The following is a 26,150-nucleotide window of genomic DNA, read 5'->3' as shown; positions in this document are numbered from 1 at the left end:
CCTCATGATCGCCCCTCTTGAGTGAGCCGGGATGCACGACACATACGCCGAAACCGAATTTCGGTAAAGTGGAATATTTTTGCGCAGGTGGATTGACAGAGGGCGACACAGGCGACGGTATTGGAGCGGTAGCCCGGATGAGAGCCTTACTCCCTCGCCCGCGCCGGCATTCCATCCGCCATCGTCGTCACCCCCTTGCGCTCCACGATCAGCCCATAGGTCTGCGGCTGGCGGTGGACGTCGAAATTGAAGGTGGTGCGCTTGTAGGAATTGCAGAGATCGAGATCGCAGCGCGCCAGCGCGACTTCGTCGCCCTTGGTCGCGCATCGCGCGATGATCTCGCCCGAGGGCGCGATGATGCAGCTGCCGCCGATGTGGTCCACACCCTCCTCGAGACCGGCCTTGGCGACGCCGACCACGAAGGTGCCGTTCTGGTAGGCGCCGGCCTGCATCACCAGGTGGTTGTGAAACAGCGAGAGATCGTCATGCTCCGGCGCGGGCGGATTGTGCACCGGCGTGTTGTAGCCGATCATCACCATCTCGACGCCCTGCAGACCCATCACCCGATAGGTCTCGCTCCAGCGGCGATCGTTGCAGATCGCCATGCCCATCACGCCGCCGAACGCGCTGGCGACGTCGAAGCCGCTGCCGGGCTCGAAATAGCGCTTTTCCAGATGCTGAAACTTGCGCCACGGCTCGTGCTCGGCATGGCCGGGCAGATGGACCTTGCGATACTTCAAGGCGATCGTGCCGCTTCTGTCGACGAGGATGGACGTGTTGTAGCGCCTGACAATTCCGGCCTCGACCGTCAGCTCGGCATAGCCGAGACAGAAGCCGATCCCGAGCTCGCGTGCCAGATCGAACAGGCCTCGCGTCTCCGGGCCCGGCATCTCGCGCTCGAAGAAGCCGTCGATCTCGGCCTGATCCTCAAAGTACCAGCGCGGAAAAAACGTCGTCAGCGCGAGCTCGGGATAGACGATCAGGTCGCAGCTGCAGGCCTTCGCCTCGCGCATCAAGGCCATCAGCCGGGCCACCACTTCGACCCTGGTCTCGGTCCTCGCGATCGGCCCAAGCTGGCCGGCTGCGACAGTTACAAATCTCGGCACGGGTCGTTCCCTCATGTCCCGGAGCGCGTTCGGGCCTGAGCCTATCGAGCGCCGCACCGCGCGCACAGGCCGGCTCGCCCATCGTCAGGATAGGACACAATCAAATTCCGTGCCTGCGGGTATCATCGTGCGGCTGGCCGCGGGTCGCTCGCGGAATCCGGAACTTCGTTGCGAATTTGCAACGGTTCCCCACCGTCTGAAGCCGGACAAAACAAACTCCCATTCCGGCCACGAACCGCTCTCACAAGGCCGTGAGACGATCAGGGGAACGACGATGCGTGCACAACGCGTTTGGAAAGTGAATGGGAACGCCAGCACCGGGCAGCTCCAATCGAAACTAGACGATCTGAACAAGCGTCTGGCTCAGCTCGAAAGCCAACATCCGGATAGCTGGACGCTCGAAGAGCTGAGAACGAGCGCGCTCAGCCTGTCGCGCGAGATCGACGACATCCGCTGCGCCGAGGCGACGGCGGCGTTGAGCGAGCTGCTGCGGAAGTAAGTCCGGCGGCGGTTCGCCGGCGTGCCAGGGAACCAAGCTCCACGCCCGCCATTTCCTTGAGGGCATGGAGCGCGATCATGGCCAAGCACCTGACGCGAGCCGACCTCGCGCGCGGCGTGGCCGGCGCGGTCTCCACGCTGGTGCTGCGCGCAGCGGCGGCCTTCATCATCGCGCGCCATGTCGCACTGTGAGGGATTTAGGCGCTGTGAGGGATTTCGCATGACGTCCGACCCCGAGGAGCAGGTGCGCCTGCAAGGTTTTGGCGAGATGACGTTGCGCACGGCGATCGCGACGCTGATGCAGCTCGCGCCGCGCGAACGCGCCGAAGCCGCCATCTTCCGCGTCCGCGACGACGTGCGCCTCGCGCAAAGCGAGATCGCCGAGCTCGCATCACACTGGGGCATCGAGCCGACGCCGAACGTGCGCTCGCCAAGATTGGTCCCGGAGCAGCACTGGCCGGACGTCGTGCGCGACATGGTGCGCGAGGCGCCGCTGCCGTCGTTGATGGTGGCGTTTCTGGTGGGGATGCTGGTGGCGCGAAGGTAGCCGCGCCACAGCCGCTCGCAACAGAGTTACTTCTGTTCGCTTGCCCGCATCTGCTCGGCGAAAGGACGCAGGGTCTCGGACATCTCGTCGAGACGTTTCTGCCACTCCGCGCCAGGCATGAAGGCGATCACCGGCTCATCCCCGGGCGACCCCGTCAGGTATTCCGGACTACGCAGGCCCTCCGCGATCCCGGCTTCCAGCTTCTTGACGATGTCGTCTGGAACGCCCTTGGGGACAGCAAAACCGCGCTCGGCCGTCGTCATGACCGGTAAGCCCATCTCTTCTGCCGTCGGAACGTCGGGCAGGGCTGCAAAGCGCTTCTTCGACAGGATCGCGATGACGCGAAGTGGTCCCTTGTTGGTGCCATGCAGCTCGGGAATCTCGCTGAGCGTGACCATCCCGACGTCCAGATGCCCACCCAACAGATCGGTGCGCTGCGCCGCCGTTCCTCTGTAGGAGATTTCGTTGGGCTCGACCTTCGCGACGGCCGCGAGCATGCGAATGGCCAGATGACCGTTCGTTCCGGCACCATTGTGACCGAAGCTCACCGACCCGGGCTTGCTGCGAAGCGCAGCAATGACAGCCGGCAGATCGCCGAATCTGCTGCTCGCCGGCACCACGATCACGTTCGGATCTTCGACGACCCGTGCGACCAGCCGAATCTCGTCCGTAGTGTATTGGGTCTTGCGGGTCATGGGCAGGAAGTTGTAGCCGGGCACATTGACGACACCGATCGCATAGCCGTCGGGCGCCCCGCGCGCGATCGAGGTAAACGCGATCTCTCCGCCGGCGCCGGGCTTGTTCAGGACGACAAATTTCGCCTTGCCGCCAAGCGCGCGCTCGACAAAGGGCAGGAGCTTACGCGCCATGACATCGGTGCCGCCGCCGGGCGCAAAGCCGACCACGACTTCGATGGGCTTGTCGTCCGGCCACGCCCCCCACGCTGATCCGCAGGTGGCGAAGCCAAAAGCTGCGACGAGCGCCAGCATTTTCTTGTTCATGATTTCCAGCCTTTTCTTATTGGCCGATCGCGCTCTCGAACGCGCAATCGAATGTGCACTCATCTAGCCGTCGGCCTGACCGAAGAGCAACCGGTTATCCCGAGCACAGGTATGCGGTGGGACGCGGCGCTTCGTGAGGTCATTGCGGTCGCATCAAAGGGACGGCGCTTCGACTCCATGAGGGCGGCGCGGTGTCCTCTGATCCACCTCGCAACGCTTCCCCTCGGGATCGCCCCATGGCAAGCCATGCCGCCGGAACAAGCGGCCCTGCCCGGCCAAATCGGCCGTGGACCCGCCCCGAAAATCGTTGCAGAAAGGCGTTCCGAGGCGCCGGCGGCCGGTCGGCCAAGCCTCTGGAAAACGTCGACTTTTGGAAGAATGGTCGGAGTGGCAGGATTCGAACCTGCGACCCCTGCGTCCCGAACGCAGTGAATAACTTCTAAGTTGTTGATTTTTCTTGCCGTGGCATGCCTTTCCGGCCCGTTTTGTTCACGGTCGTTTCACCCAATTCGTTGCGATTTCGTTGCGGCGCTTTGGAATGAGAACGGCGCTCGCTGAGACATCGAGCCGAGCATGTGTCAAGCGATCCGAGTAGGTTCAAAATCGACACCACTAGATCCGCTCGGAAAGGGAAGCATCCGCAGTGGGTTCTAAACGCGCTTTAGGGTCTGTTGAGAATCGGGATTCACAAATTGGAACGTCCATGATTCAAGCTCCGAAAGGAGTTTTGAATGCACCGATTCGTTTTGACGGATGCCCAATGGACGAAGATGGAGCCGCTTTGTTTGGGCAAGCCGACCGATCCTGGCCCCACAGGGGGCGACAATCGTTTGTTTCTTGAGGCTGTGCTTTGGATCGCGCGCACGGGCAGCCCATGGAGAGATCTGCCGCCGACGTTCGGCAACTGGAATACGGTGTTCAAGCGCTATCGCGATTGGGTGAAGGCCGGCGTTTTCAAGCGGATTTTCGATGTTGTATCGGATGATCCGGACATGGAGTTCGCCATGGTCGATGCGACAATCGTCAAAGTTCACCGCCACGCGCAGGGAGCAAAAGGGGGACCAAAAATCAGACGATCGGCAAGTCGAAGGGCGGCTGGACCACCAAAATCCTCGCGCTGACCGACGCGCTCGGGAATCTGGTGCGGTTCATCCTGCTCCCTGGCCACCGCTTCGACACCGTCGGTGTCGCGCCCCTGATCAAGGATATCGAATTCGGCGGCTTGATCGCCGACAAGGCTTTTGATTCCAACTGGATCATCGAAGACCTGAACGAACGCAGGGCGAAGATCGTCATCTCGCAGCATCCCAGGCGCGCCAAGCCTCTCGACATCGACAAGGACATTTACAAATGGCGCCACCTGATCGAGAATTTCTTCGGCAAGCTGAAGGAATTCAAACGCATCGCAATGCGATGCGACAAGACAGACGGCCGTTTCGAGGCAATGATCTACCTCGCTACCGCCGTCATCCATTCCAGATGAATCTCAACAGACCCTAAAGCGGATAGTGCCTCGTCGGGAGTTCGAGTCAGGAGAGCGAATCATACGCTCACCCACCCAGTTCGAGCCTTTGTTTTCAAAGACTTACCGAGCCCCATGAACGCATGCAGCTCATCAAGCGAGCGCTTGCCGAGAGACTGTATAAGGACAGCCCCTACGTCTTCCCGTCCACGCGAGGCAAAGGCGACAAGCCGATTGACCGTCACGCCCTGTCGCAAGCAGTCCGCCGTCTCCGGCAGAAGCTGAAAATGGCCGAATGGTCTCCCCACGATGCGCGCCGATCAGCGACGACCTGGGCGCGCGCCGTGGGTATCCCGCGCGACACGACCGAGGCGCTCACCCATCATGCCATTGTCGGCAGCTGACGTATGACCGATACGACATGCAGACTGAGAAGCGGCAGGCCGTAGACGCGATCGCGGAGTACGTATCCAGCGCACTGCGTCGGAAGGCGATTGGCGCGGCGGCTTAGTGCAATCACGCAGCAGCGTATGTCAAAAACTCGTTCAGCACGTGTTCTTTGATTGCCGCGGGCTCCCGCTCACCGTGCGAGACAAGCCACAGAACGCGCTCTGCGACCTCTACAGCAGAACGGTGCTTTTGCCGAATGAACGTCTCGCTGGCAAGGATTTCATCTAAAATTTTGCGAAGCATCTGCACTGTAGCTGCATCGTACGCCATATGCCGAATATCCCAAATGTTAGAACAACACTCGCGCGCCAGGGGTGGCTCACTTCCCCGTCCGGGTCCGACCTTCAAATTTTGCGGAAGGCATAGACTATGCGGTTTTCTTTGCGAGTTTGTGACATCGCGATTGGCTTTTCGGGGTTCGAAGCGCCAGATCGCCACGAACGATGCCCCACCCAATTCGAGCCCTTGGGGTCAATTGCTCCTTCTTGACCCACGCTGCGGACAAAATTGCTCCGCCGCCTGTCAACGCTTCAGGTCGAGAAAGTGGCGTTGCCGATCTCCACCGGCAGTCGATAAGTATCCGGTCTGCACACCCAAAAGGCTAAGAATAAGCTTTTCTGCAAACTCTCGCATCTCTAGCGTGCAGTGCGGCTGAATGACTGTTTGCCCGATTGGCAGATCGCCAACTAGCCCCTCATGTATGAGATCGTTCCGAATTGATGCCGCCGTTATCGCCGAAGATGGATCAAAAATCTCCGGCAGCTTTAGACCTAAAGCGGGATGGGGTTAGGCTGAATCGATTTGGGATTCCCAAATCAGTGTATTTCTGATTCACCATGCTGGCTGGGCGGAGGCCCGCATGGATGGGCAAGCCTTACTCTCTCGATCTTCGCAAGCGCGTAGTGGCAGCGATTGAGGGTGGAATGTCCCGCAATCGGGCCGCCAAGCAGTTTGGAGTGGCGATCAGTGCGGATTCCGGGGATTGCGGCCAGGGATTCCGATTGAACGCGACCATGCATTCCGATCGAAGGCGGCCACCTGTTCCGACGAAGGCGGCCGGGGTGTCGTTGCCGGCATGAGGAGTTGGGTCAGGTTTTCTTGGCTGCGTCAAGATTGGCGCGCTGCGCAGTGATCTTTCGCATGCTGTCTCCCTTGAGTGTGAGGCGATGAGCATTGTGGACGAGCCGATCCAGGACGGCGTCGGCGATGGTCGGATCGGCGATGACCTCATGCCAATTTTCGATCGGTACCTGGCTGGTGATGATGGTCGATCCGCGCTGGTGTCGATCGTCGACGACTTCGAGGAGATCGCGACGCTGCTCGCCGGTAAGCGGGGCGAGGCCCCAATCATCGAGGATGAGCAAATCGACCCTCGATAGCGTCTTGAGGAGCCGCGCATAGCGTCCGTCGCCGCGGGCGAGCGCAAGAGCTTCGAACAGCCTTGGCAGGCGATGATATAAGACGGATCGATTATCGCGGCATGCCTTGTGGCCGAGTGCGCAGGCGATCCAGCTCTTGCCGACGCCAGTTGGCCCGGTGATGAGCAAATTTTGCTTGCGGCTGATCCAATCGCCATCGACGAGCTTGGCAAAGAAGGCGCGGTCGATGCCGCGCGGAGCGCGCAGATCGACATCTTCGATGATTGCAGTCTGCCGTAGCGAGGCGAACTTCAGGCGCACGGTGAGCCTTTTGTTCTCCCGCTCGGTTGCTTCGCGATCAATCATCAGGCCGAGCCGCTGCTCGAAGGTCAGCGCGGTGACGTCGGGTTGGCGTTGCTGATCATCGAAGGCCTTGGCCATGCCGGCGAGCCCGAGAGCGGCAAGACGTTCGTGGGTGTGGTTGCTGAGCATAAGGTCTCCTTCTTGCTGGTCAGTGGTAGTAGCCGCGGCCCCGGATGTTGCCGTGCTGGATGGGATCGGCGTCGGGGGTGGTGTCGGGAAGGAAAGCCTTGTCGAGGCCGGTCTTGAGGATCGAGGCGATCGACCGATAGCTCGCTGCGCCGATGCTGATACCACGGCGGCATGCGGCCTCGAGACGCTGCGCCCCATAGGTCCTCTCCATCCGCAGGATACCGAGACAGGATCGGAAGCCCTGCTCAGGATGGGGCTTTGTCCGCATGATCGCCTCGCACAGCGCGACCGTGGACGGACCGATCTTCTCGGCGGCGGCCAGCAGACGCGCCGGCGTCCAGAAGGCGTATCGGCGATGCGCGCTCGGCATGTGCTCTGGGATCGTCGTGTGCCGGCGCTTCAAGCCCGAGCGTGCGTGGCTGGCGATGCGGGTGCCGCGATGGAACACCTCGATGGTAGCCTCGGTGGCCCGCACCTCGACGACCTGGCGGATCAGGCGGGATGGCACCGAGTAGAAGTGTCCCTGAACTTCGACGTGGTAATCCGGCGCCACGCGCGCGCGGCGCCATTCGGCGTACTGATAGGGCTCGGCTGGCAGCGGCATCAGGGCCGGACGATCGATGGTGTCGAAGAACTCACGGCGGCTGGCACCGAGCTTGCGCATCAGGCGGGCATTGAGGTCGTCGACCAAGATGCGGATCGCGACGTTCAACTCGGCGAGCGAGAAGAAACGCCGATTGCGCAGCCGCGCCAAAATCCATCGCTGAACGATGAGAACCGCCGCCTCGACCTTGGCCTTGTCGAAAGCCGTCAACTGCGGGCCGTGTTGGCACGACCTGCCTCAAGGTGCGGATCACGCACCCGTTCCATCCGCTGAACGGCCACGCCTTTGAGCTGATCTGCCGGCGCCGTCATTGGGGCGAAGACCGGGTGGTCTATGCGGGTGCAGATGGGCGGCTTTGCACGATCGCAAGCGCGTTCACCAATATCGACCCCCCGGACGAGTTCCGCCTGGTGGCGGCGGGAAGAGCCGCCTTTCGCACCGCCGATTTGCTGGCGCTGTGCTATGCGCTGGACGGGCTTGCTGGGCGATTGGGCGCCGGCGATGCGTAAAGTAAATTACGCCCATCGTGTAAAACGAACAATGCCGCATCGCGACCAACTCGCTGCATTTGATCAGGCTAATTCGGCCACAAATGCTACATTTAGCGCTAACGTCATAGTTTACATCCAAGATATAGAGGCGTATTTATATTTACGAATCACCGAGGCCGTCCATGGCAAAGCCAAAACGACGAGACCCGAAGAGCGAGGCGCTGGCGCGAGACGGTGTCCTCAATTCCAATCCCGAAGTCGTTCGCGACGCTCTGTTCACCAGCAATCCATTCTTCGATGCCAAGGACCTGGTCCAGGTGCGCTACGAGATGGTGCGGCGCCATCAGATCGACGGCATTGCCATCAGCGAAGCCGCCGCGGGGTTCGGCGTCACCCGACCGACCTTCTACAAAGCCCAAAACGCATTGCAGGCTGCAGGGCTTGCCGGTCTACTGCCAGGTCGGCGCGGTCCCAAAGCCGGCCACAAGGTCTCCGCCGAGGTCATTGCCTTCGTGACCGATCTCAGAGCGGCAAAGCCGGAGATGACAACCTCGCAGTGTCTCGACGCAATCGAGGCACGCTTCGGCGTCAAGGTGCACAGACGCAGCCTGGAGCGGGCGCTGGCGCGCAAAAAAAAACGAATCCATCCACCAACCTGATTGTCGCTCCGGCGGACGTAGCGATGGTCTACGAGAAGCTGCGCGGCGCGGTCCTGTCAGGCGAAGTCACCACGAGTTCCGGCCTCGGTATCCTGCGCCGCCAAGGTTTGGCTGCATGGATGCGGGCGCTGGGGCACGAACCTTTTGCCGCGGTCGCTTGCCGCGACCCCGAGCCCGCGCCTTTCGCCAAGCCCGATCTGTCGCCGCCGGCGAGCGACGTCACCCGCCTCATCGCCGGCATTCTTGTCTCCCTCGCTATGGCGCCGATGCATGCCTGAGCTCAAGGTCACGGCCGACCATCTCAAGCGTGATGCGTACCTGTATGTTCGCCAATCCACGTTGCGGCAGGTCGCCGAACATGGCGAGAGCACGCAGCGCCAATATGCGCTGCGCGAGCGCGCAATTGTAGCGGGCTGGCCGACCGAGCGCATTCATGTGATCGATCGCGATCTCGGCAAGTCTGGTTCCAGCAGCACCGCACGCGACGGCTTTCAGCAACTCGTGAGCGAGGTGGCGCTTGGCAAAGCCGGCATCGTCATGGGCCTGGAGGTCTCGCGACTGGCGCGCAACTCAGCGGACTGGCATCGTCTCATCGAACTGTGCGCGTTGACTGCGACGCTCATTCTCGACGAAGACGGTATCTATGATCCGGCCGGCTTCAATGATCGCCTCTTGCTCGGCCTCAAAGGCACCATGAGCGAGGCCGAACTGCATATTCTCAAAGCGCGCATGCGTGGTGGTCAGCTCAACAAGGCCCGGCGCGGCGAGCTGGAGATGGGTCCACCGGTCGGACTGGTCTATCGAACTGACGGTACAATCGGCCTCGATCCCGACGCCCAGGTGCAGAGCGCCATTCGGCTGGTCTTCGAGATGTTCGAGCGGACCGGAAGCGCCGTCCAGACCGTCCGCTTTTTCCGGGAGCAAGGCTTGCAGTTCCCACGCCGGCTGCGGACAGGTGCCAACAAAGGCGACCTCCTGTGGGCGTCACCGCAGCATTCACGCATCCTCCAGGTGCTGCACAATCCGCGCTATGCCGGTGCGTTCGTCTATGGTCGCACGCGCACCCGCCATCGCCCCGACGGTGGCGTCAGCGTCGTCAAGGTCGCCAGGGCGGACTGGCAGTTCGTGATGCCGGGCATGCACCAGGGCTACATCGACTGGGAACGGTTCGAAGCCAACCAGCGGCGCCTCGCCGACAATGCCGGCGCCTTCGGTGGCGAACGGCTCTCTGGGCCGGCGCGCGAGGGACCGGCGTTGCTCCAGGGGCGCGTGCTATGTGGCTTGTGCGGCGAACGCATGGGTGTGCGTTACAGCCGCGAGCACAGCAGCACGGTCCCGATCTATGTCTGCCAGGAGAGTGCCGTGCGCCGTGCTGGAAAGATCTGTCAAACGGTGCCCGGCAAGATCGTCGATGCGGCGGTCGCAACGCTGATGATCGAGATGATGACGCCGATGACGCTGGCCGTCAGTCTGGAAGTCCAGCGCGAACTTGAGATGCGTGCCCACGAGACGGATACTGCGCGTCGCCAGCATGTGGAGCGGTTGCGCTATGACGCCGAGCTTGCCCGCCGGCGCTACATGAAAGTCGACCCTGACAACCGTCTCGTCGCCGATTCGCTCGAGGCCGAATGGAACGACAAGCTGCGCCGTCATGCCGAAGCTGCCAAGGACTACGAACGCCGCAGCAAGCAGCAGGCTGCGACGCTCAGCGCCGCGGCCCGGCAACGTATTCTCGGTTTGGCTGAGCAACTGCCACAAATCTGGAACGACGCGCGCGTCGACTTCCGTGAGCGCAAACGCATCGTGCGCTTGCTTCTTGATGACGTGACGTTGATCAAGGCGCAGAACATCACCGCCCACGTGCGTCTGTCCGGCGGGGCTACGCGCACATTGAAGCTCGAACGACCGCTGCCCATCGCCCAGCTGCGCAAGTTCAAGCCCGAGCTTGTCGCGACCGTCGACCGGTTGCTCGATCAACATTGCGACCGCGAGATCGCCGACATTTTGAACCGCGACGGATGGCGCACCTGGGAGGGCAAGCCCTTCAGCCTGAAGAAGGTTGCCTTCATTCGCGGTGCCTACAAGCTGGCGAGCCGATACGATCGTTTGCGCCGCCGCGGCATGCTCACGACTCACGAGGTTGCTACGAGGTTCGGCATCGCCAAAACCACCGTGTACGAATGGGGCCGTCAGGGGCTCATCAGAAAATACTACGCAGACAGCCTGAATCGTGGTCTCTGGCAGATCGCATCTGAGACAACGATCCTCAAGGGCCGTGGCGGCCGCCGCTCCAGTCCGCCCCAGGCAACGCCTATCACCACGCAACCACCAGAATGAGGTGCAGTATGAAGCAATCGCCTTGTCGCGCGGCTTGCGCGGCCGCGCCGGCATGATGGTGGTGCCGTAATGGGCCGCGAGATCCTGGTAGGTCCGGTTGACCCCCGGCTCGTAGCGGCTCGCCGTCGTGACCCCGGCCTTCAGATTGTCGCAGACGAGCGCCTTCGGCACCCCGCCCAGGAAGGTAAGCGCATCCACATGGGCGCCGATCCAGTCGGGCAACGCCTCGCTGAACCGAGCTTGGACGAATGTGTAATTCGACGCTCCCATGACCGCGACGAAGATCTTGGCGGCGCGAACCTCCCCGGTGAGCCCGTCGAACACCGGCACGGTATCGCCGGCGAAGTCCACGAACAGCTTCTCGCCGGCCGCGTGGGTCTGTCGCATGGTCGCCGTAATCCCGTGGCGCCATTCGACGTAGAGGTCGCAGAACCGGCTGTAGCCGTAGCCGTCGGGATGATGGCCGCGGTATTCCTCCCACAGCAGCGCCAGCGTTACGCTGCGGCGGCGCAACTCGGCATGGACATGCCCCCAATCCGGAAGCGGCTTCGATCGCGGCGGGTTGTAGCCGGCCGGCGCAAACAGCTTGCGCTCCAGCGCGGTGTCGTCGAGCTCCTCCGGTATCGGCCAAGTGATGCCGATCACCGCGGCGCGGCGGACATACTCCGCAATCGCCGTGCGACCGATCCCGACCGATCGGGAGATCACCCGATCGCTCGTCCCACAGGAATACTTCAGGCGTAGAACTTCTCGAATCTTCCGCATCGGCAATCTCTCGGCGGGCATCGGACCTCCCATTGCGTGAACCGCAAAAGGAGGGACCTTGCCCCGTTCAGATTGCCGACAACGCCCCCCGTCTCACCCTATCAACAGGGTGGCCGCCTTCGTTCGGATTGGGTGGCCGCTTTCGATCGGAATCGGTGGCCGCCTTCCGTCGGAATCGGTGGCCGCTTTGCCTCGGATTCCGCAGCGATCAGCACAGCGATCGGCTGGATGAAGCGGGTCGATGAGACCGGCAGCGTTGCTCCGGGGCAAATGGGCGGTCACAAGCCGAAGGCGGTTTCGGGAGACCACGCGGTCTGGCTGTCGCAACGGATCAAGGACGGCGACTTCACCATACGCGGGCTCGTTGCCGAGCTTGCCGGGCGTGGCCTGAAGGTCGACTATCACTCGGTGTGGGACTTCGTGCATGCCGGGAAGTTCAGCTTCAAAAAAAAGCGTGGTGGCTGGCGAACGCGATCGTCCCGACGTGGCACGGCGGCGCACCCAATGGACAAAGTATCAAGGTCGCGTCGAAGCTGAGCGGCTGGTCTTCATCGACGAGACCTGGACCCGGACCGATATGGCACCGTTGCGGGGATGGGCCCCGTGCGGGCATAGACTCACCGCCAAGGTTCCTCACGGCCGCTGGAAAACCATGACCTTCCTGGCGGCCCTACGCCATGATCGGATCGATGCGCCATGGTTCATTGAGGGACCAATCGATGGCGTGAGCTTTCGGATCTATGTCGAGAAGGTGCTCATGCCGACTCTTCGTCCCGGCGATATCGTCGTCCTGGACAATCTCGGCAGCCACAGAAGCAAAGCCGTGCGCCAGCTCATCCGCTCCGCCGGAGCCAAGCTGTTCTTCCTGCCAAAATACTCACCCGACCTGAACCCGATCGAACAGGTCTTTGCCAAGCTCAAACATCTGCTCCGAAAGGCAGCAGCACGAACCGTCGATACGGTCTGCGCCGCCATCGGCGAACTGCTTGGCACATTTACATCTGAAGAATGCGCCAACTACCTCAGAAACTCAGGCTATCGAAGCTAATGCCATCACGCTTTAGGACATCACACATGACCTTCGGACGTTCCGGGTGCCGAATTTGCTGACCTTTTCCAGGCATACAGCGCTGTACCTTCCCCGAAAGAACGTCCTTGCAGATGGCCCAGCAAGCATCGACGGCCATGTAAAGATAACTGAACTCGTCGAATTGCATTGGCTGAGCTTGGCTCCAATGCAACAGCGAGATTGCAGACGACATCCGCTTGGCGTTTCTCGTCTTGTGATACCTCTGATAGAAATCCGACGCTAACTCCAGGCAGGGAATGACTTCGCTGTCTCTCACCAGGAAGCTGTTGCACTTGTCGACTTCAATGGCCGTAGAATGCAGGTGCCCCCACCCCTCAGGGAGCAATCGAAGGCCGAATAGGAAACCCAACGTGATTATCGAGAATCTCAGTTGGTCGTCGTCCTGCGAGCCGGTAATTTCGATTTCATGCGTCACTGGAAGCTCGTAACGGCCCCCGCGTCCCCATTCGGGTGTTGGCATTTGGAGCCAGCCATTGCTGACCCGCCCATGCGACGCGATGTCAGCCGATAGCGAGCGCCAATCAGCGACGGAGCGTATCGAAACCCTGGCGTTAGAAATATCAAACGATTTAGGCAGGAAGCGGAATTTCACGCCGAGAATCCTTCCGCAGTTGCAAACGAGCCAAAATCTTGGAGTGGCGCAGTCACTCCGAGAGCACTGCTAGCGGATAGGCTTCGACCGGAAACCGCTTGGCTGCATAGTTTGAGTACGCCCCTTGATAGCCGATAAGCGCGAATGTGATCTGGTACATGCAAACGCAGACGCGGTTAATGAGATCGATCAGCGCTTGCAGTTGTTCGTGGTCAAGCCCCTCCAATTTCGAGCTGTTGGGATGTACAGCTTTATTCCTAAGTTCTTTCCACGCGTCCAAGCACGAAACAGCAAGATGCCCATTGTCAACGAGCGGCTGTAATCTGTCCGTGGCGCGGACATTATTTAGTTGCCCCAGGAGTCCTTGGATGCGCTTTTTCACACGATCGGCTGGCGCCAACTCCTCCACCAATTTCAGGACAGCATCTCTTAAGTCGATAAGGGCCTGATCCAAAGGCGCTCTTTTTTCCAGCGGAAGAAGATTCGCGAGACCTTCGACGGTGACACCGAGGACGATCACTTCAACTTCAGTCGAGCCAGCACTCGCATCGCAAGCATTGCGAAGTCACATGGAGCAGGGGTGAACGAACTCCGATGAGGTATTTGAATGAACAAAAATGAGATATCGAACAAATAGCCGATGTACGTCGTCTGGGTGCTTATGCGAGCTAAGCGGAGCTGGAAACCGAGTTGCAACCTCGGGAATGGGAGACATGAGCGTCGTGTCCACCTCTCCGTTTGTTCTAATCTCGACTAGGGACAGATGGACCACCTTGGCGAGGACATAGCGAAGCGCCTCGACGACCCGGGTATCGAAGTTTGGTGCCAACGCTGTATCGTGGATGATCTCAACGAGGACATCAGACTCGCGCAGCATTTTCGAATTTCAGCATACAGCCGAGCTCATCTACTCGGATAACAGCGTCATAGAAGGGAAGCCACTCTTGGCGTTGCTGCTTCAAGAACAGCAACCGCATCGAGTCGGTCTTTAAGGTGCGTTTATCAGGAAACACGTGTCGGAGCCATCGCAACTTCCCTGAGGCAATCACGTGTCCCGTTACGACGTTGTATTTCAGCTGTACCCAAACGTGCTCGGCACTCAATATCGTTGTGTCAAACGTGGTCAGCCGACAATGATGGTACGAATTTACTGAGCCTATTATGCGTGGGTACGTGCGACTTCGAGCAGAGATCTGGGCATTGAGCTTGGCGCGGATCATGCTGCCGAGTATCGAGGCAATAATAGGCTATCGGTAGCGCAAGAGTAAATCAAAGCGCATGCGACCGAGCGCATGGCTTGCCATGGATAGTCCTGCATCCGCTCAAACACGCCTGCAAGGCTGTAAGATTGCTCGATTCCAGGAATACCCGGCAGCGCCCCGCCACCATGAGCATGAAAGAACCGCACGCCCTTTCGGTACATGCGGTTCACTCCCGCACAAATTCCTCTGCACGTGCAGCCGTCGGTGAGACGTGAAGCATCGGCCCCGGATCGCCCGCGATGCAATGCGCCATGATCGCATTCACGGTCGCTGACTTGCCGGTCTGCGACGCCAGCATCAGAATGACGATCTCGACGTCGCCGTCAGCAATGGCATCGACCATTTCTCGCTGATACGGCGTAAGTCGCAACGGCCCCGGTATTGCGTTGGACGACCCCGGCAGGATGATCTCTGCCTCCGCGAACACAGAGGGGGCGATCTTGACCGGAGGCGCGAGCGCCGTCAGCCATGACCGCGCCAACTGTTCATCAATCGTGAGAGTGCTTCATTCTCCAAGGCGGCGAAGAAGCGCGTTTCGTCGGTAAGCTCGCCAAGCACTGCGCTGACTTCGAATTCGGTGATCCGTGCGATTTCCTGTACGTCGGTCTTGCCCGCAACCTTCCGCGAGCCGGTAGCCAAGCGCCAACAGCGCGGTTCGGATTTCCGCAATGATACGGATGCCGGTCGCCGTCACGGCCTCGCGCGGAATGAGGGAGCCTTCGAGTTTGGCGTTCTGAAGTTCCAGCTTTCGCGCCTGAAGTCGCGCAGCGTGCGCCTTCGCTTCCGCCAGGGCGGCAGTCGCAGCGGTATGCTCGCCCTCGCCCCGCCCTTGACGGCATGGCCGATGATGCGGGCCGGGTCGGCAATAGCCATCGCTTCGCCATAGGACTCGATCTCTGCTATCGGAAAACCGACTCGCTTTAATGAAAAAGATGCGGCCGCGCACCGCTGGGCTGTTTTATCCGGTCGCCAGGAGGACCCAACGACTGGGCCGCTCGCCGCCATGGACGGCAATCCCCACGCCTTCCGGCATTACAATCAGAGCAGCGGCGCGACGCACTCGCTGACGAGCGGGGCTTGCGCGTGCTCGATGTGCTCGGCAAGCGCGGGCCATGCCGCACGCACGTCTGTGTTGAAGCTGGCGAAAGGACGCGGTGGCTAGCGGCCCGTTGCCGAGCGTCCCGAAGCGGGCAGCTCTTGACCTTTCGCGTGAGCCCGCACCAAGCGGGTCAACAGCAAGTCTCTTGAGTCGATCTTCATCATTGGTTCCTTTGCGGGTAAGACGCGCGCCGCGCCCACGCCTGGGCGACCGGCTCGCACTCCGAGCGGGTCGCGGCGCGCTAATCCGTCACGGCGCGTGTCGATCGGCTGTGACGATGTTGGATTGGTGATTAGTCGCCCGCGTCGGCAGGCGCTGAATATGGAATGCCCTCAGAACGCAATTGCTTCTGTGTCTCTGCGGACAGCCCAGTAGCGAATTCGTCGTTCGCGGCGTTCTGCCATGCGACTTGCGCCGCTGCCCCGCTTTGTCCCAGCGCAGTGCTGGGCGTCTCCGCATAGATGCCCTTGATCGGCAGACGGGGCGTCCCCTTCCTGATCGCAACGAAGCGCCCGCCATTGGCGTTCACGATGAACGCATCCTTGACGTTGAGGCTTGCGCTCCCGCCGCCAGTTAAGCGGGACGTGCTGCCGGTCAATCCGCCTGGGCGCGACACGGTCGCTCCCGTCGCGAGCATGCGGATGCGCATCTTGCTCGCCGTGAAGGATGCCGACAGCTTCCCATCGAGTGTGCAACAGTGCTGGCGCGCCTGATTGAGCAGCCGCGCCAGCTCAACGGCTGACAGGCCGACGTCGCTCAACTCTTCGTCGTCGGCGCGGCACGTGCGTTCGGCTTCCTCGCGCACAGCGCCGATCAGCATCTCGACACGATGTTCCCGCTTGTCACCGCATCGTCGCAACGGCACTTCTTCATGCTCGTCAACGGTCAAGTCTAGTCCGTCGCCAATTGCCACCGGCCGCACAATGCAGCTCGTCACGTCTTCGTCGTCCTCGTCCTTGCCGATCACGACTTCGACCAGCTTGAATTTGAGAGCCGGAGCGTTTGAACCATCGCGCATCTTCTCAACTTTGATAGTGGAGGCGCCTTTCCCCTCCTCAGCTAAGAGCGTGTAGTCGACCGCACCTAGGATTGCGGACGAACCTCGCATTCCTTTTGAGACATCCTTTCCGCTGTGATGAACGACGAGCACGGCACAATCGAGCGCCGTTGCAACCTTCCGCAATCGCTCGCATACAGTGCCATGTCTTTGTCGCTGCTACCGTCGACACCAGTCGTTGCGGCCGCGAGTGTGTCCACGATGATCAGCCTGACAGGCTGTCCGCTCTCAGCTTCGCACTTTCGAGCGGCTGCAATGAACGTCATCACGCGGCTTTGGGACAGCTGGGAAGACGACGCGCTCGTCAACGAGCCCATCTCGGGTGTTTCGCAGACACCGACAAGATTCACGCGATCAATCACATCGGAAAGCATTTCCGCGTGCGTGGACCCCTCAACATGTCAAGGACGCCGCAGGGACGACCGGTCTATGTCCAGGCCGGCTCTTCGGACGAGGGACGTGCCTTTGCGGCGCGTTTCGCCGAGGCGATCTTCACCGCGCATCAGACACTGGCGAGCGCCCAGGAATTCTATGCGGACATCAAGCGTCAGGCGCGCGCCTTCGACCGCAGTCCCGATCAGATCAAGATTCTGCCCGGCATCAGTCCTTTCATCGCGAGCACGCAAATCGAGGCCGATCGGCTGCAGGACGAGTTCAACGAGCTGATCCAGCCCGAGTATTCGCTGACACAGCTGCGCCAGATGATCATCTCGACCTTTCCGGGTTTGACCTCGATGGCCCCTTTTCCTCGTCATTTGATCGATTCCGAGGGCGCCCGCGGCGTCGCCAGCCGTTTCAAGCTGGTCATCGGCATCGTTGATCGCGAGAAGCCGACGATTCGCCAGCTCGTGCAGCGCCTGGCTGGCGCCCGCGGCCATTGGGTGATTGCCGGACCGCCGGAGAAGATCGCCGACAACATGCAGACCTGGTTCGAGAACTGCGCAGCCGATGGTTTCAACGTCATGCCGCCCTGGCTGCCCGGCTTCGCCGAGCAGGTCGTGCCCATTCTGCGTAAGCGCGGCCTGTTCCGTCACGACTACACGGGCACAACGCTGCGTGATCATTACGGCCTGAGCCGGCCGGCCAGCATCTTCTCCAACGCCATTCAAGCGATCGCATAGTTCGCCTGACAACACTGATTTGACGACGTCGCAACAGAAGCCGAACAGGTTGCTTTCCATTGGGCCGCTGGACGGCTAGGACGTGAATGAGCAACAGATTTATCTATGCCCTTGGAAACCAAGCTGCAGTGCCTTCGAAATGCGCTGCGCATTAGGAAGTTGGGCGCGATGAGCGAGCTTCGCAACGAGATCGCCGATAGATTCACCGCGCATTCTCGACGTTGTCGCTGAGACGAGCAGTGCGGAGTGCGAATATTTCGGACGTCCTCCGCATGTACCAATCGCGGTCCTTTTTGGAAGCATGCCTGCTTGGTGGCCCCAGATGAAATCCCCGCCGCCGCCGGGTGCGCTGGTCTGATGGACCCGTCGCCACAGCCATCCGGCGCGTGCGCCCCACCCACAACAGAGGTCGCGACGAGCATTCCCTGTAGGGTCATCGAGAGCAAATCTCACCCAACACGAACAGCTCGGCCCTCGCTCGATCGACGTTTGGCTAGTTCCCCGACGGCGCACGCCAGCTTGCTTCCCTCACGGCCCCAAGCAGCCGGGCGCCGCCAGGGACAATCCTGTCGCTGCCCTGCCCTGATCTGCGCCGCCCTCATGCTCGGCTGGTTCGCCGCTCTGGCCTCGGGGGTGTACGAGCGCGGGCTCAGCCGCTGCGATTGTGACGTGCGACTCGACACGCCTTCCCAAAGATCAGCCGTGGTGGCGCGTCGGATTGCGCCTTTTCTGCTCGGCATGTGCGCAGGATTTGTCATCAAACATCGCAATGAAACGCGTTACCGAACGCGCGTTCGCCTATCCGGAAGTCGCCGCTCGCCATCTCGTTCAGATGGCGTCCGGCATTGGGCCGGTACAGGACGGCCGTGCCCACATCGAGAAGCTCAATTATCCCTTCGTCTACACACTTAAGGGAAGCGGCGCAGAGTTCGCCGCCGGCATGAGGTGCGGTTAAGGAAGGCGAGCTGAATGAGAGCGGCATTACGTTCGGCTGCCCGGCGCCCGCCGAGGATCTGCTCCGTCAGTAGATGAGCGTAACCGCCGCGGCCTCTATTGCCGTCAAATTAGAGCTGCCCGGCAGCGTATTGATATCCGACGTCGCGGGCGGCGGCATGCCACGGTTCTTGCGACGGCGCTTCGTGGTACGCGAAATTATCCGATTATTTTGCGGCCCTAATGCCTCGATCGGAGTCTTTTCGCCTCGCCGCTCATGCCTCCGCCCCGAACGATATTCGGTATGCTATGGCCGCTGGATAGCTGTGGCGTACAAATAAGACGGATTACACCCCTTTCTGACGCCCTCCGACATCACGCGATGCAAGCGATCGGTGCGGATCACGAGATGGATCAAGCATCGCGCGGCGACATTCGAGTCAATAGTGTCGCCCAAGCACCGTGGTCCACAAAGCGTTGATGACTTTGATTTTGTTCGATGTCCGTTATCAACTCATCCAGTATCAATGAGCCGTCGAGCGATTTACGCGAACAGAACCAAGTCCTCCACGCCATTTGCGGCAATGCCAACAACCTCTGCCTTGGAGCCGCGACCGATGTAGATGGATCCGGTTCGCCTCCTCCGTGGGATAATGCAGAAAGCCGCGCTGGAGCAAGCGCGGGACAGAATGCTGGCGCTTGCCAGCCATGAGGAGACCTATCGCAGGCCTAAGTTAGGTCGCGGACGTCAAGTGCGCCGTTGTTGCAACCACTGCTGTCGCGTTTACGACGTCTGTCGCAATCGCTTCGACAGCCGATGGTGCTGGAGTTGGATCGGCAGCTGATTGGTGCTCCAAGGTTTGTGTTGGCAGGAGAGTTTGCGATCTCCGTCGCGTGGTATGGCATTTGCTGATCGCCTTCCAGTCGTCTCGGCTCCAGGAGAAACACATGGTCGACGGGCAAGTCGTTGTGCTGTCCGCACGAGAAAAGCAGTGCTTGCGGGGGTAGTGGAGGGCAAATCATCCTGGAAAATAGCGGTGATATTGGGAATCAGCCGGAACACCGTCGATTTTCACATCAAGAACGCTATGCAAAAGCTGGAAGTGACCACCCGAAATGCTGGCGCCTACCAGCCATGAGGAGACCTATCGCAGGCCTAAATTAGGTCGCGGACGTCAAGTGTGCCGTTTGTTGCAACCATGCTGTCGCGTTTACGACGTATGTCGCAATCGCTTCGACAGCCGATGGATCGGCAGCTGATTGGTGCTCCAAGGCTTGTGTTGGCAGGAGAGTTTGCGATCTCCGTCGCGTGGTACGGCATTTGCTAATCGCGTTCCAGTCGTCTCGGCTCCAGGAGCAACACGTGATCGATGGGCAAGTCGTTGAGCTGTCCGCACGGCAAAAGCAGTGCCTGCTGTGGGTAGAGGAGGGCAAATCATCCTGGGAAATAGGGGTGATATTGAGAATCAGCCGGAACACCGTCGATTTTCACATCAAGAACGCCATGCGAAAGCTGGAAGTGACCACCCGAATCCAGGCTGCTATCAAGGCGCGCCGCCTCAAGCTTTTGGACTAGGGAGTGCTGCTGCTGTCAACTTGTGCCGACGGCGCGTATAACATCCGGTGCTAGGGGACTACTCCATGAGATGGGATCCGCATCTGCCGAAAGTAGCGGCCCGTTGTGAGCGCAGCGGTATAGTTAGTCGGCCGTGAAGAATCCTGATTGGCAGCCTGATTGACCGTCGTTTCGCGAGGGTGCCGATGATTTGCCACAACAAGAGCCTGAGCCAGCAGATCAGGCGGCGGAAGTTACAGCCGACCGTGGCGAGAACGGCGTTGTATGGTGTCACCTTGGCGTTAGTTGCGGCCGATGCGGTGCTCGGATTTGAGGTGGCCGATGACCGGCTCGATGGCGGAGCGCCGTCGCCGCTCGCGCTTGGTCTGTGGCGTCACCCGCCGCTTCTGTCCTGAGATGAACACCCTGAACTTGTAATCGGGCGGGGCGCTGTGGCCGCAATAGCCCTTGTCAAGGAGAGCACGCTCGATAGTGTTGCCGATCAGCGCTTCCATCTCTGGGATGACGGTTGCAGTGTATCGGCATCATAGGGGTTGCCGGGCAGCGCCTTCACATGGGTCACGAACTGCCCGCCGCGGGCCGGCGCCAGCGTGGTGGCGACCGAGACCTTGACACCGAACTCGTAAGGCCGGTGCGCGTTGCCCTTGCCGATGCACTGCACCTCCGTCGCGTGCAGCAAGTAGGGGTTCGGGCCACGCTGGTGCCGATTCTGCTCAAGCACTTGTCGCGCCCGTGCCGGCATGCGCTCCAACACGATCCCACCGAGCAAGTCGGCGTTGGCGCCGTTTGCGGCCTATGTCGCGGATGATGCGGCCGAGATAGGTCCTGACTTTCTTCAAGGGCCTGTTGTCGCGCTTGAACTGCTTGGCGTGGGCGTAGCGCTGGTGCTTGATCAGCGCGATCTTGCCCACCGTGGCATAGGACTGGCGCAGCTTGACACCATGTCCCTTCGCCAGCCGGATCAATCGCGGGTGCGGTTCAGTAGCTTGGCATCGGCATCACATTCTTGGCTTGCACCGTTCCCCTGGTTGCATCGCTCCCTCCGATGCGATCAGGGAATCTCGCCTTGCGATTCGACGGAATCCTCAAAGATGAAATTGCAAGCTTTTGTGCAGTCAAGGCCCGAAAGCTTGCAATCTCAAAGTGGATCTCGCCCGGAAATCGATTCTTGATCAACCGCTTGGACGGTTCTTCACGAACGACGAACTAGACACCCAGCAAAGACGGGCCGTAGGGCGTCGCATCGCTTGTTGTGGGCTAGGCTTTCCTTGTGACTTGCGTGTTGCAATCGCCCTGAAATGGTTCTGGTGGTCGCGAGCGCTTCGAAGGCGCGTAGCCCCGATTGTGCATCTGCGATTAACATCGCCCTTCATGTCTCCTCCTGCGGCTGCACTTTGGGAGCTCCAGGAGAGTTTTCTTGCGGAACCGAACAAGACCCGCTGCAACAAGCCTTCTCGCCCCTGTAGTTGGCCAAAGTTTGGAGCAGCCGCGGCATATAATACTGTTTTGCGGGTTCCGGCACGATTTCCGGATCGTCTAGCCATGCCATTGCCCGCTCGATCAGCTCGATCGCGCGTTGCTTGTCACCACTCTCGTAGTAATACTGAGCGACCACTCTATAAGAATCAAAGATGGGGCCGCCGCTGTCTTGCACTGAATTGAGGATATATTCCGACACCTCCCTGCCGATCGCAAAGCGCTCGGCACGCGGAAGGTGGGCTTTATCGTTCTCCGGACCAAAGAGTTGATCCATCACGGCAATCAGCCCCCGCACAGCGTCTGAGCGTTTCTCAATCGCATCTTCAACCAGTTGGCGCAAGACCTGGAACCCGGTCGCCGTGTCGCGCATTTGAAGCAACAGACGCGCCTGAATCTCGCGGAAGTGTCGGTCGTCCGGCATCATGGCAATGCCCTCTTCGGCCGCTGAGAGCGCTGCCCGCCAATCCTTTGCTTCCTCCGCCGATCGAATTGTGTCTTTGATTGAGTAAAAGCGCTCTGTGCGTTGGTCATCCGCAATCCGTTTCGCATCAGCGGCTTTAGCTTCATCGCTGCTCCAAGTGCCGTTGATAATTTTCGGCAAGACGTGGGCGATGTCGGTCGGATCACCGAAAAAGGCAATGTGGCCGTCGCGGTCGACGATGAATGATCTCGGAACCGTGGAAGAACAGCTGGCATCCATCCAAAGCTTTTTCATTTCGCCCGTACTGTCGAACCCGATTCGATAGTTCAGATTTGAGAAATTTTCAGTCAACCACGCGTCCAACTTGGTGCGCGCCTCAGCCGCCGTTGGTGCTTTTTCATAAGCTGCGACTCCGACGACCTCAAGCCCTTCGTCTTTGTATTTTGCTTGCAGCTCTATCAGATGGGGCATCGCCTTCACACATGGATAGCACCAACTTGCCCAAAATTCGACGATGTACAATTTCCCTAGCTCGAAGTTTGTGAGAGGCTCGCCACGCAGCCAGTTCTCGACTATGAGCGAAGGAGCGGGGGACTCTGTGCCTAGCATGTGATTATATTATCCCGAGTTACTTGTCGCGCGACCTTGTCGCTTCATCATGGTAGCAATCACCGTGCCAGGCAGTCCGCGCACACTAAGCACATGACAACGCTTTGAAAAACATCCACACGCCCAGTAAGGTCCCATGTATGTAACCCGACAAGCTGCGTCGGCGTCGGATTTCGGGCACGCATCGCGACCTTCGTGCCGCCAGAAGATCGTCTTGCGAATGCGCATCGCGAGCCGCGCTGCGCCAGTAGGAGGTACGCGAGAAGCCGGATGTGGTGCCCGCTGACCGACAAAATTCCAAGGGGCAGAGCGACGACGAACTCGCCTCCCTTTTAGGATCGGCCGGTCCGTTGGTGAGATGCGCCCCCTTTCCAAGCCATTCGCAAGCTGGCGAGGAACAAGTCGAACGGCGGGGCCCCAGTAGTTGGATCGCCCGCCGATTTCACGTCGGTAAGGTGGGCAATCTGCGATCTCGTTCGTCTGGAATGTCCCCGCATTTTGCGACGAAGCCGCTAGGATACTTAAGCTTGAAGAGCTAGCCGCCTGCTAACCCTTGTAGGGCCCCTAAAGGCAACCGGCCAGATTCTTCACCATAAATTCGGCACGTCCATGCTGATGGTGATGGCGTTGCTGGCGAGCATGCCAACGGGGCGCGCCACTCGATCGGTTGATATCTTCAACGAGCCGTCATTCCGCGTTGGCGGCCTAACCCGGCAGACGCTCCAATTATCGACCCGGAGAATCTGTTCAGACAACCGGGACCAGCTCTGGTTGCGCTGCTGATCGAGACCTTGCCAATCGGTGCGGCGGGATTTTGCTCCCAAGGGCGGGACTGCGATCAGTTTATTCGTGCGCGATATGCCGCGTTTTATCAGTCGATATCGACCTGATCCCGTCGGCCGGCGGGAATCGCTGGCCGCGATCGATCGGGGCATGAAAAGAATGGCTGCCGCCATTGGCAAGGAATTTCGGGCCTTAAGGTGAATGAGGTCGTGAATCGCGCGGAAAGCATCGTTACCAAGATCCGTGCTTCCGAACGTCGAGGAAGGCTCTGATTTTACGGAGACACAAGTCGCCTCGTTTTTCGACCTCTACGCGGGAAACTCGTTGTCGCGCTTGACCGCAACTTCCTCGCGATTTTCTGATACCCGCGATCTTCTGGCGAATGAGGGCATCAGCGACGACCTGAGGCGCGCTTTCATCGTCTATTCCAGCTCGATCTTTATGGCGATTGAAGCTTCAGGTACGTTATAGCCAAGCGGATAGGCCACATGTTGCTGCTGGGGCGCAAGACGGCGATGGAGCGTGTTGCAACCTTCCTGCTCGAAATGGATCGCCGCCTCGCCGTCCCCGGCATGATGGCGCTGCCGATGTGTCGGCGCGATATCGGCGACTATCTGGGCCTCACGCTCGAGACCGTGTCGCGCGCGCTCTCGCAGCTTCACGCAAAGGGTATACTCGGCTTCTCGGGCGCTCGCCAGATCGTGCTGCGCAACCGCCAGCACCTGCACAATCTCGACGCCTGATCGCTTTCACCTGGCCGATGTTTCTCCTCCGCGACTTGGCCTGATGGCGGCTATTCACTGCGCCCGAGCATGATGTAATGAGAAACAAGCGACTGGCCGGCGTCAGTTTTGCATACTAGAGAGGTCCGCCAGAGCTTACCGGTATTCACCATAGCTGCTGGACCTCGGGTCGATCAAGATTGGCGGATGCGAAACAATAGACGATCACACGGACTATGGGCTCTGACTGCGCCACCAGCGCCAGAAACTGCTCCCCTTACCGCCGAAACTGCAGCGGATATCGTCGTGATTGGCGGTGGATATACGGGGCTGTCGGCGGCCCTTCATCTTGCTGAAGGTGGGGCGCGTGTCGCGCTTTTGGAGGCGTCTGAAATAGGATTCGGCGGCTCCGGGCGGAACGTCGGGCTCGTGAATGCGGGTATGTGGCTCATGCCTGACGCGCTTCCGGACGCGCTCCGCGCGCCGTTTGGAGAACGGTTGCTTGAACAACTCGGGCGCGGACCGCAGACGGTGTTCGAACTCATCGAAAAGCACGACATCGAATGTGAAGTGGAACGTGCCGGCACTTTACATTGTGCGGTCGGACGTAAGGGCTTGGAGGAGATTGAGGCCCGTGCCGAACAGTGGCAGAAGCGTGGAGCGCCCGTCTTGGTGCTAAATGCGGAGGCAACACACAGGAAAGTAGGCGGTGGCGACTACACCGGCGCGCTGCTCGATAACCGCGCCGGCACCATACAGCCATTGGCCTATGCGCGAGGGTTAGCGCGGGCCGCGCTTGCGATGGGAGCCAGGATATTTACGCAAAGCGAGGCCATCGTGGCGCAACACAACGGTTTGCGCTGGAGAGTCGGCACCGAAAGCGGATCTGTAGAGGCCGACTGGGTGGTCGTCGCGACGGATGCTTATGGCAAAGGACTTTGGTCTGAGATACGGCAGGAACAGATTCAACTGCCCTATTTCAACTTTGCCACGCCTTCTCTGCCCGACGATCTGAGAAAGTCGATCCTGCCTGAGCGGCAGGGTGTGTGGGACACTCGAGAGGTTCTCTCTTCATTTCGCCTCGATCGCTCCGGGCGACTCGTGTTTGGCAGTGTTGGTGCGCTTGAGGGAATGGGGCAATCTATTCACCGGGCCTGGGCCCAAAGATCGCTGCGCAAGCTTTTTCCAGGACTTCGGGGCGTCCAGTTTGAAGCCGGCTGGTTCGGCATGATTGGAATGACGTCGGACAACTTACCCCGGCTTCACAAGCTGGATCGCAACGTCATCGGTTTCAGTGGCTATAACGGCCGCGGAATCGCACCAGGCACAGTGTTTGGCAGTGTTTTGGCTTCGTACGTATTGGGGCAGATCGCGGAGAACGATTTGCCGTTGCCGGTCACTGCCGTTGAACGCCGGCGTTTTCGTGTAGCTCAGGAAGCCTTTTATACGGCGGCCTCCCAGCTTTTTCACCTGATGGATTCCAGGTCTGATCGCCTGGGCAACTCGGTTGGCACTCTTTCTTCGCAGCAGTATGGAACGATGCCGCGATCTGAGTACCGATGCCATCGACTACACGTATGTTTGACCGAGCGAACGAACGAGTAATTACGTGGCAGTCCTTCTCTGCCGCGGAGTT

23 protein-coding genes and 6 pseudogenes are annotated in these 26,150 nt (G+C 60.1%); 15 read left to right on the top strand and 14 right to left on the bottom strand.

What is annotated here, in order from left to right:
• Positions 1–146: 146 nt before the first annotated feature.
• A complete protein-coding gene (locus RX330_RS12010) occupies positions 147–1,106 on the bottom strand; it encodes an N-carbamoyl-D-amino-acid hydrolase (protein WP_212089478.1) in 960 nt (319 codons plus the stop codon).
• Between the two features lie 109 nt (positions 1,107–1,215).
• Here RX330_RS12010 and RX330_RS12005 point away from each other — a divergent pair, with 109 nt between their 5' ends.
• Entirely contained in the window at positions 1,216–1,605 is a 390-nt protein-coding gene (locus RX330_RS12005; RefSeq protein ID WP_249153406.1) for a hypothetical protein, read from the top strand.
• 219 nt (positions 1,606–1,824) lie between these two features.
• Positions 1,825–2,151 carry a hypothetical protein gene (locus RX330_RS12000; RefSeq protein ID WP_212089476.1) on the top strand — a complete coding sequence of 109 codons (327 nt, stop codon included), beginning with the start codon at positions 1,825–1,827 and terminating at the stop codon, positions 2,149–2,151.
• Between the two features lie 26 nt (positions 2,152–2,177).
• Here RX330_RS12000 and RX330_RS11995 read toward each other — a convergent pair whose 3' ends face one another.
• Positions 2,178–3,140, bottom strand: a complete 963-nt coding sequence (locus RX330_RS11995) for a tripartite tricarboxylate transporter substrate binding protein (RefSeq protein ID WP_317243151.1) — start codon at positions 3,138–3,140, stop codon at positions 2,178–2,180.
• Positions 3,141–3,883: 743 nt separating this feature from the next.
• On the opposite strand from RX330_RS11995, the pseudogene RX330_RS11990 reads away from it, so the two are divergent.
• Together RX330_RS11990 and RX330_RS11985 are read left to right on the top strand one after the other, a co-directional pair.
• Positions 3,884–4,635: pseudogene (locus RX330_RS11990) on the top strand (IS5 family transposase).
• 122 nt (positions 4,636–4,757) lie between these two features.
• Positions 4,758–5,018 (top strand): tyrosine-type recombinase/integrase, encoded by a 261-nt coding sequence (locus tag RX330_RS11985; protein WP_317243149.1) that lies wholly within the window; start codon positions 4,758–4,760, stop codon positions 5,016–5,018.
• Positions 5,019–5,130: 112 nt separating this feature from the next.
• Here the strand turns inward: RX330_RS11985 and RX330_RS11980 are convergent, their stop codons facing one another.
• The 3 genes and pseudogenes from RX330_RS11980 to RX330_RS11965 form a co-directional block, all read right to left on the bottom strand.
• Complete coding sequence (locus RX330_RS11980) at positions 5,131–5,334, bottom strand: hypothetical protein (protein WP_317243148.1); 204 nt, start codon at positions 5,332–5,334, stop codon at positions 5,131–5,133.
• An 818-nt stretch (positions 5,335–6,152) separates the two neighbouring features.
• A complete protein-coding gene (gene istB / locus RX330_RS11970; RefSeq protein ID WP_317243899.1) occupies positions 6,153–6,914 on the bottom strand; it encodes an IS21-like element helper ATPase IstB in 762 nt (253 codons plus the stop codon).
• 19 nt (positions 6,915–6,933) lie between these two features.
• A pseudogene (locus RX330_RS11965) lies at positions 6,934–7,716 on the bottom strand (Mu transposase domain-containing protein); the annotation flags it as partial.
• Positions 7,717–7,760: 44 nt separating this feature from the next.
• Here RX330_RS11965 and RX330_RS11960 point away from each other — a divergent pair.
• The 4 genes from RX330_RS11960 to RX330_RS11945 all read left to right on the top strand — a co-directional run bounded on the left by RX330_RS11960 (position 7,761) and on the right by RX330_RS11945 (position 11,005).
• Positions 7,761–8,027 (top strand): DUF5372 family protein, encoded by a 267-nt coding sequence (locus RX330_RS11960; RefSeq protein WP_317243147.1) that lies wholly within the window; start codon positions 7,761–7,763, stop codon positions 8,025–8,027.
• 164 nt (positions 8,028–8,191) lie between these two features.
• On the top strand, positions 8,192–8,668 hold the full coding sequence (locus RX330_RS11955; RefSeq protein ID WP_317243146.1) for a helix-turn-helix domain-containing protein: 477 nt from the start codon (positions 8,192–8,194) through the stop codon (positions 8,666–8,668).
• A gap of 23 nt (positions 8,669–8,691) precedes the next feature.
• Positions 8,692–8,946 carry a hypothetical protein gene (locus tag RX330_RS11950; RefSeq protein ID WP_317243145.1) on the top strand — a complete coding sequence of 85 codons (255 nt, stop codon included), beginning with the start codon at positions 8,692–8,694 and terminating at the stop codon, positions 8,944–8,946.
• Positions 8,939–11,005, top strand: a complete 2,067-nt coding sequence (locus tag RX330_RS11945; RefSeq protein ID WP_317243144.1) for a recombinase family protein — start codon at positions 8,939–8,941, stop codon at positions 11,003–11,005. The genes RX330_RS11950 and RX330_RS11945 overlap by 8 nt, the downstream gene beginning before the upstream one ends.
• 27 nt (positions 11,006–11,032) lie before the next feature.
• On the opposite strand, the pseudogene istA reads toward RX330_RS11945, so the two are convergent.
• Positions 11,033–11,770: pseudogene (istA, locus tag RX330_RS11940) on the bottom strand (IS21 family transposase); the annotation flags it as partial.
• 204 nt (positions 11,771–11,974) lie between these two features.
• Between istA and RX330_RS11935 the strand changes: the two are divergent.
• Positions 11,975–12,818: pseudogene (locus RX330_RS11935) on the top strand (IS630 family transposase); the annotation flags it as partial.
• On the opposite strand, the gene RX330_RS11930 reads toward RX330_RS11935, so the two are convergent.
• The 5 genes from RX330_RS11930 to RX330_RS11910 all read right to left on the bottom strand — a co-directional run bounded on the left by RX330_RS11930 (position 12,793) and on the right by RX330_RS11910 (position 16,963).
• Positions 12,793–13,452, bottom strand: a complete 660-nt coding sequence (locus RX330_RS11930) for a hypothetical protein (protein ID WP_317243143.1) — start codon at positions 13,450–13,452, stop codon at positions 12,793–12,795. The pseudogene RX330_RS11935 and the gene RX330_RS11930 sit on opposite strands and share 26 nt — an antisense overlap.
• Positions 13,453–13,504: 52 nt before the next feature.
• On the bottom strand, positions 13,505–13,972 hold the full coding sequence (locus RX330_RS11925; protein ID WP_317243141.1) for a hypothetical protein: 468 nt from the start codon (positions 13,970–13,972) through the stop codon (positions 13,505–13,507).
• A gap of 908 nt (positions 13,973–14,880) precedes the next feature.
• Entirely contained in the window at positions 14,881–15,057 is a 177-nt protein-coding gene (locus RX330_RS11920; protein ID WP_317243140.1) for a phage terminase large subunit family protein, read from the bottom strand.
• 119 nt (positions 15,058–15,176) lie between these two features.
• Positions 15,177–15,353: a hypothetical protein gene (locus RX330_RS11915; protein ID WP_317243139.1), complete on the bottom strand. Its 177-nt coding sequence runs from the start codon at positions 15,351–15,353 to the stop codon at positions 15,177–15,179.
• Positions 15,354–16,105: 752 nt separating this feature from the next.
• Positions 16,106–16,963, bottom strand: a complete 858-nt coding sequence (locus RX330_RS11910) for a hypothetical protein (protein ID WP_317243138.1) — start codon at positions 16,961–16,963, stop codon at positions 16,106–16,108.
• Between RX330_RS11910 and RX330_RS11905 the strand changes: the two genes are divergently transcribed.
• From RX330_RS11905 to RX330_RS11890, 4 genes are all read left to right on the top strand, one after another.
• Entirely contained in the window at positions 16,903–17,991 is a 1,089-nt protein-coding gene (locus tag RX330_RS11905) for an NtaA/DmoA family FMN-dependent monooxygenase (RefSeq protein ID WP_410707379.1), read from the top strand. The two genes, RX330_RS11910 and RX330_RS11905, sit on opposite strands and share 61 nt — an antisense overlap.
• Positions 17,992–18,760: 769 nt before the next feature.
• Positions 18,761–18,946 (top strand): hypothetical protein, encoded by a 186-nt coding sequence (locus RX330_RS11900; RefSeq protein ID WP_317243137.1) that lies wholly within the window; start codon positions 18,761–18,763, stop codon positions 18,944–18,946.
• Positions 18,947–19,823: 877 nt separating this feature from the next.
• Entirely contained in the window at positions 19,824–20,063 is a 240-nt protein-coding gene (locus RX330_RS11895) for a helix-turn-helix transcriptional regulator (RefSeq protein WP_317243136.1), read from the top strand.
• A gap of 224 nt (positions 20,064–20,287) precedes the next feature.
• The gene (locus tag RX330_RS11890) at positions 20,288–20,500 is read left to right on the top strand and encodes a helix-turn-helix transcriptional regulator (RefSeq protein WP_317243135.1); all 213 of its coding nucleotides are present in this window, start codon (positions 20,288–20,290) and stop codon (positions 20,498–20,500) included.
• 196 nt (positions 20,501–20,696) lie between these two features.
• On the opposite strand, the pseudogene RX330_RS11885 reads toward RX330_RS11890, so the two are convergent.
• The 3 genes and pseudogenes from RX330_RS11885 to RX330_RS11875 form a co-directional block, all read right to left on the bottom strand.
• Positions 20,697–21,468 (bottom strand): annotated as a pseudogene (locus RX330_RS11885) (IS5/IS1182 family transposase); the annotation flags it as partial.
• Between the two features lie 401 nt (positions 21,469–21,869).
• Complete coding sequence (locus RX330_RS11880; protein ID WP_410707378.1) at positions 21,870–23,009, bottom strand: redoxin family protein; 1,140 nt, start codon at positions 23,007–23,009, stop codon at positions 21,870–21,872.
• A 587-nt stretch (positions 23,010–23,596) separates the two neighbouring features.
• On the bottom strand, positions 23,597–23,965 hold the full coding sequence (locus tag RX330_RS11875) for a hypothetical protein (protein ID WP_317243133.1): 369 nt from the start codon (positions 23,963–23,965) through the stop codon (positions 23,597–23,599).
• A 312-nt stretch (positions 23,966–24,277) separates the two neighbouring features.
• On the opposite strand from RX330_RS11875, the pseudogene RX330_RS11870 reads away from it, so the two are divergent.
• Positions 24,278–24,535, top strand: a pseudogene (locus RX330_RS11870) (helix-turn-helix domain-containing protein); the annotation flags it as partial.
• Positions 24,536–24,721: 186 nt separating this feature from the next.
• The gene (locus tag RX330_RS11865) at positions 24,722–26,119 is read left to right on the top strand and encodes an FAD-binding oxidoreductase (protein ID WP_317243132.1); all 1,398 of its coding nucleotides are present in this window, start codon (positions 24,722–24,724) and stop codon (positions 26,117–26,119) included.
• The last annotated feature ends 31 nt before the right edge of the window (positions 26,120–26,150 follow it).

This window comes from Bradyrhizobium sp. NDS-1, from assembly GCF_032918005.1.
Classification (GTDB): domain Bacteria; phylum Pseudomonadota; class Alphaproteobacteria; order Rhizobiales; family Xanthobacteraceae; genus Bradyrhizobium; species Bradyrhizobium tunisiense.
The sequence above is the reverse complement of the archived record's forward strand: the minus strand, read 5'-3'. Positions and strand labels throughout refer to the sequence as shown.

Bases quoted from the DNA above. Each gene is read 5' to 3' on its own strand.
- RX330_RS12000 (WP_212089476.1), top strand. From the start codon at position 1,825: ATGACGTCCGACCCCGAGGAGCAGGTGCGCCTGCAAGGTTTTGGCGAG.
- RX330_RS11995 (WP_317243151.1), bottom strand. From the start codon at position 3,140: ATGCTGGCGCTCGTCGCAGCTTTTGGCTTCGCCACCTGCGGATCAGCG.
- RX330_RS11985 (WP_317243149.1), top strand. From the start codon at position 4,758: ATGCAGCTCATCAAGCGAGCGCTTGCCGAGAGACTGTATAAGGACAGC.
- RX330_RS11980 (WP_317243148.1), bottom strand. From the start codon at position 5,334: ATGGCGTACGATGCAGCTACAGTGCAGATGCTTCGCAAAATTTTAGAT.
- istB (WP_317243899.1), bottom strand. From the start codon at position 6,914: ATGCTCAGCAACCACACCCACGAACGTCTTGCCGCTCTCGGGCTCGCC.
- RX330_RS11955 (WP_317243146.1), top strand. From the start codon at position 8,192: ATGGCAAAGCCAAAACGACGAGACCCGAAGAGCGAGGCGCTGGCGCGA.
- RX330_RS11950 (WP_317243145.1), top strand. From the start codon at position 8,692: ATGGTCTACGAGAAGCTGCGCGGCGCGGTCCTGTCAGGCGAAGTCACC.
- RX330_RS11945 (WP_317243144.1), top strand. From the start codon at position 8,939: ATGCCTGAGCTCAAGGTCACGGCCGACCATCTCAAGCGTGATGCGTAC.
- RX330_RS11920 (WP_317243140.1), bottom strand. From the start codon at position 15,057: ATGGTCGATGCCATTGCTGACGGCGACGTCGAGATCGTCATTCTGATG.
- RX330_RS11900 (WP_317243137.1), top strand. From the start codon at position 18,761: ATGAAACGCGTTACCGAACGCGCGTTCGCCTATCCGGAAGTCGCCGCT.
- RX330_RS11895 (WP_317243136.1), top strand. From the start codon at position 19,824: ATGGCATTTGCTGATCGCCTTCCAGTCGTCTCGGCTCCAGGAGAAACA.
- RX330_RS11880 (WP_410707378.1), bottom strand. From the start codon at position 23,009: ATGCTAGGCACAGAGTCCCCCGCTCCTTCGCTCATAGTCGAGAACTGG.
- RX330_RS11875 (WP_317243133.1), bottom strand. From the start codon at position 23,965: ATGGCGGCAGCCATTCTTTTCATGCCCCGATCGATCGCGGCCAGCGAT.
- RX330_RS11865 (WP_317243132.1), top strand. From the start codon at position 24,722: ATGCGAAACAATAGACGATCACACGGACTATGGGCTCTGACTGCGCCA.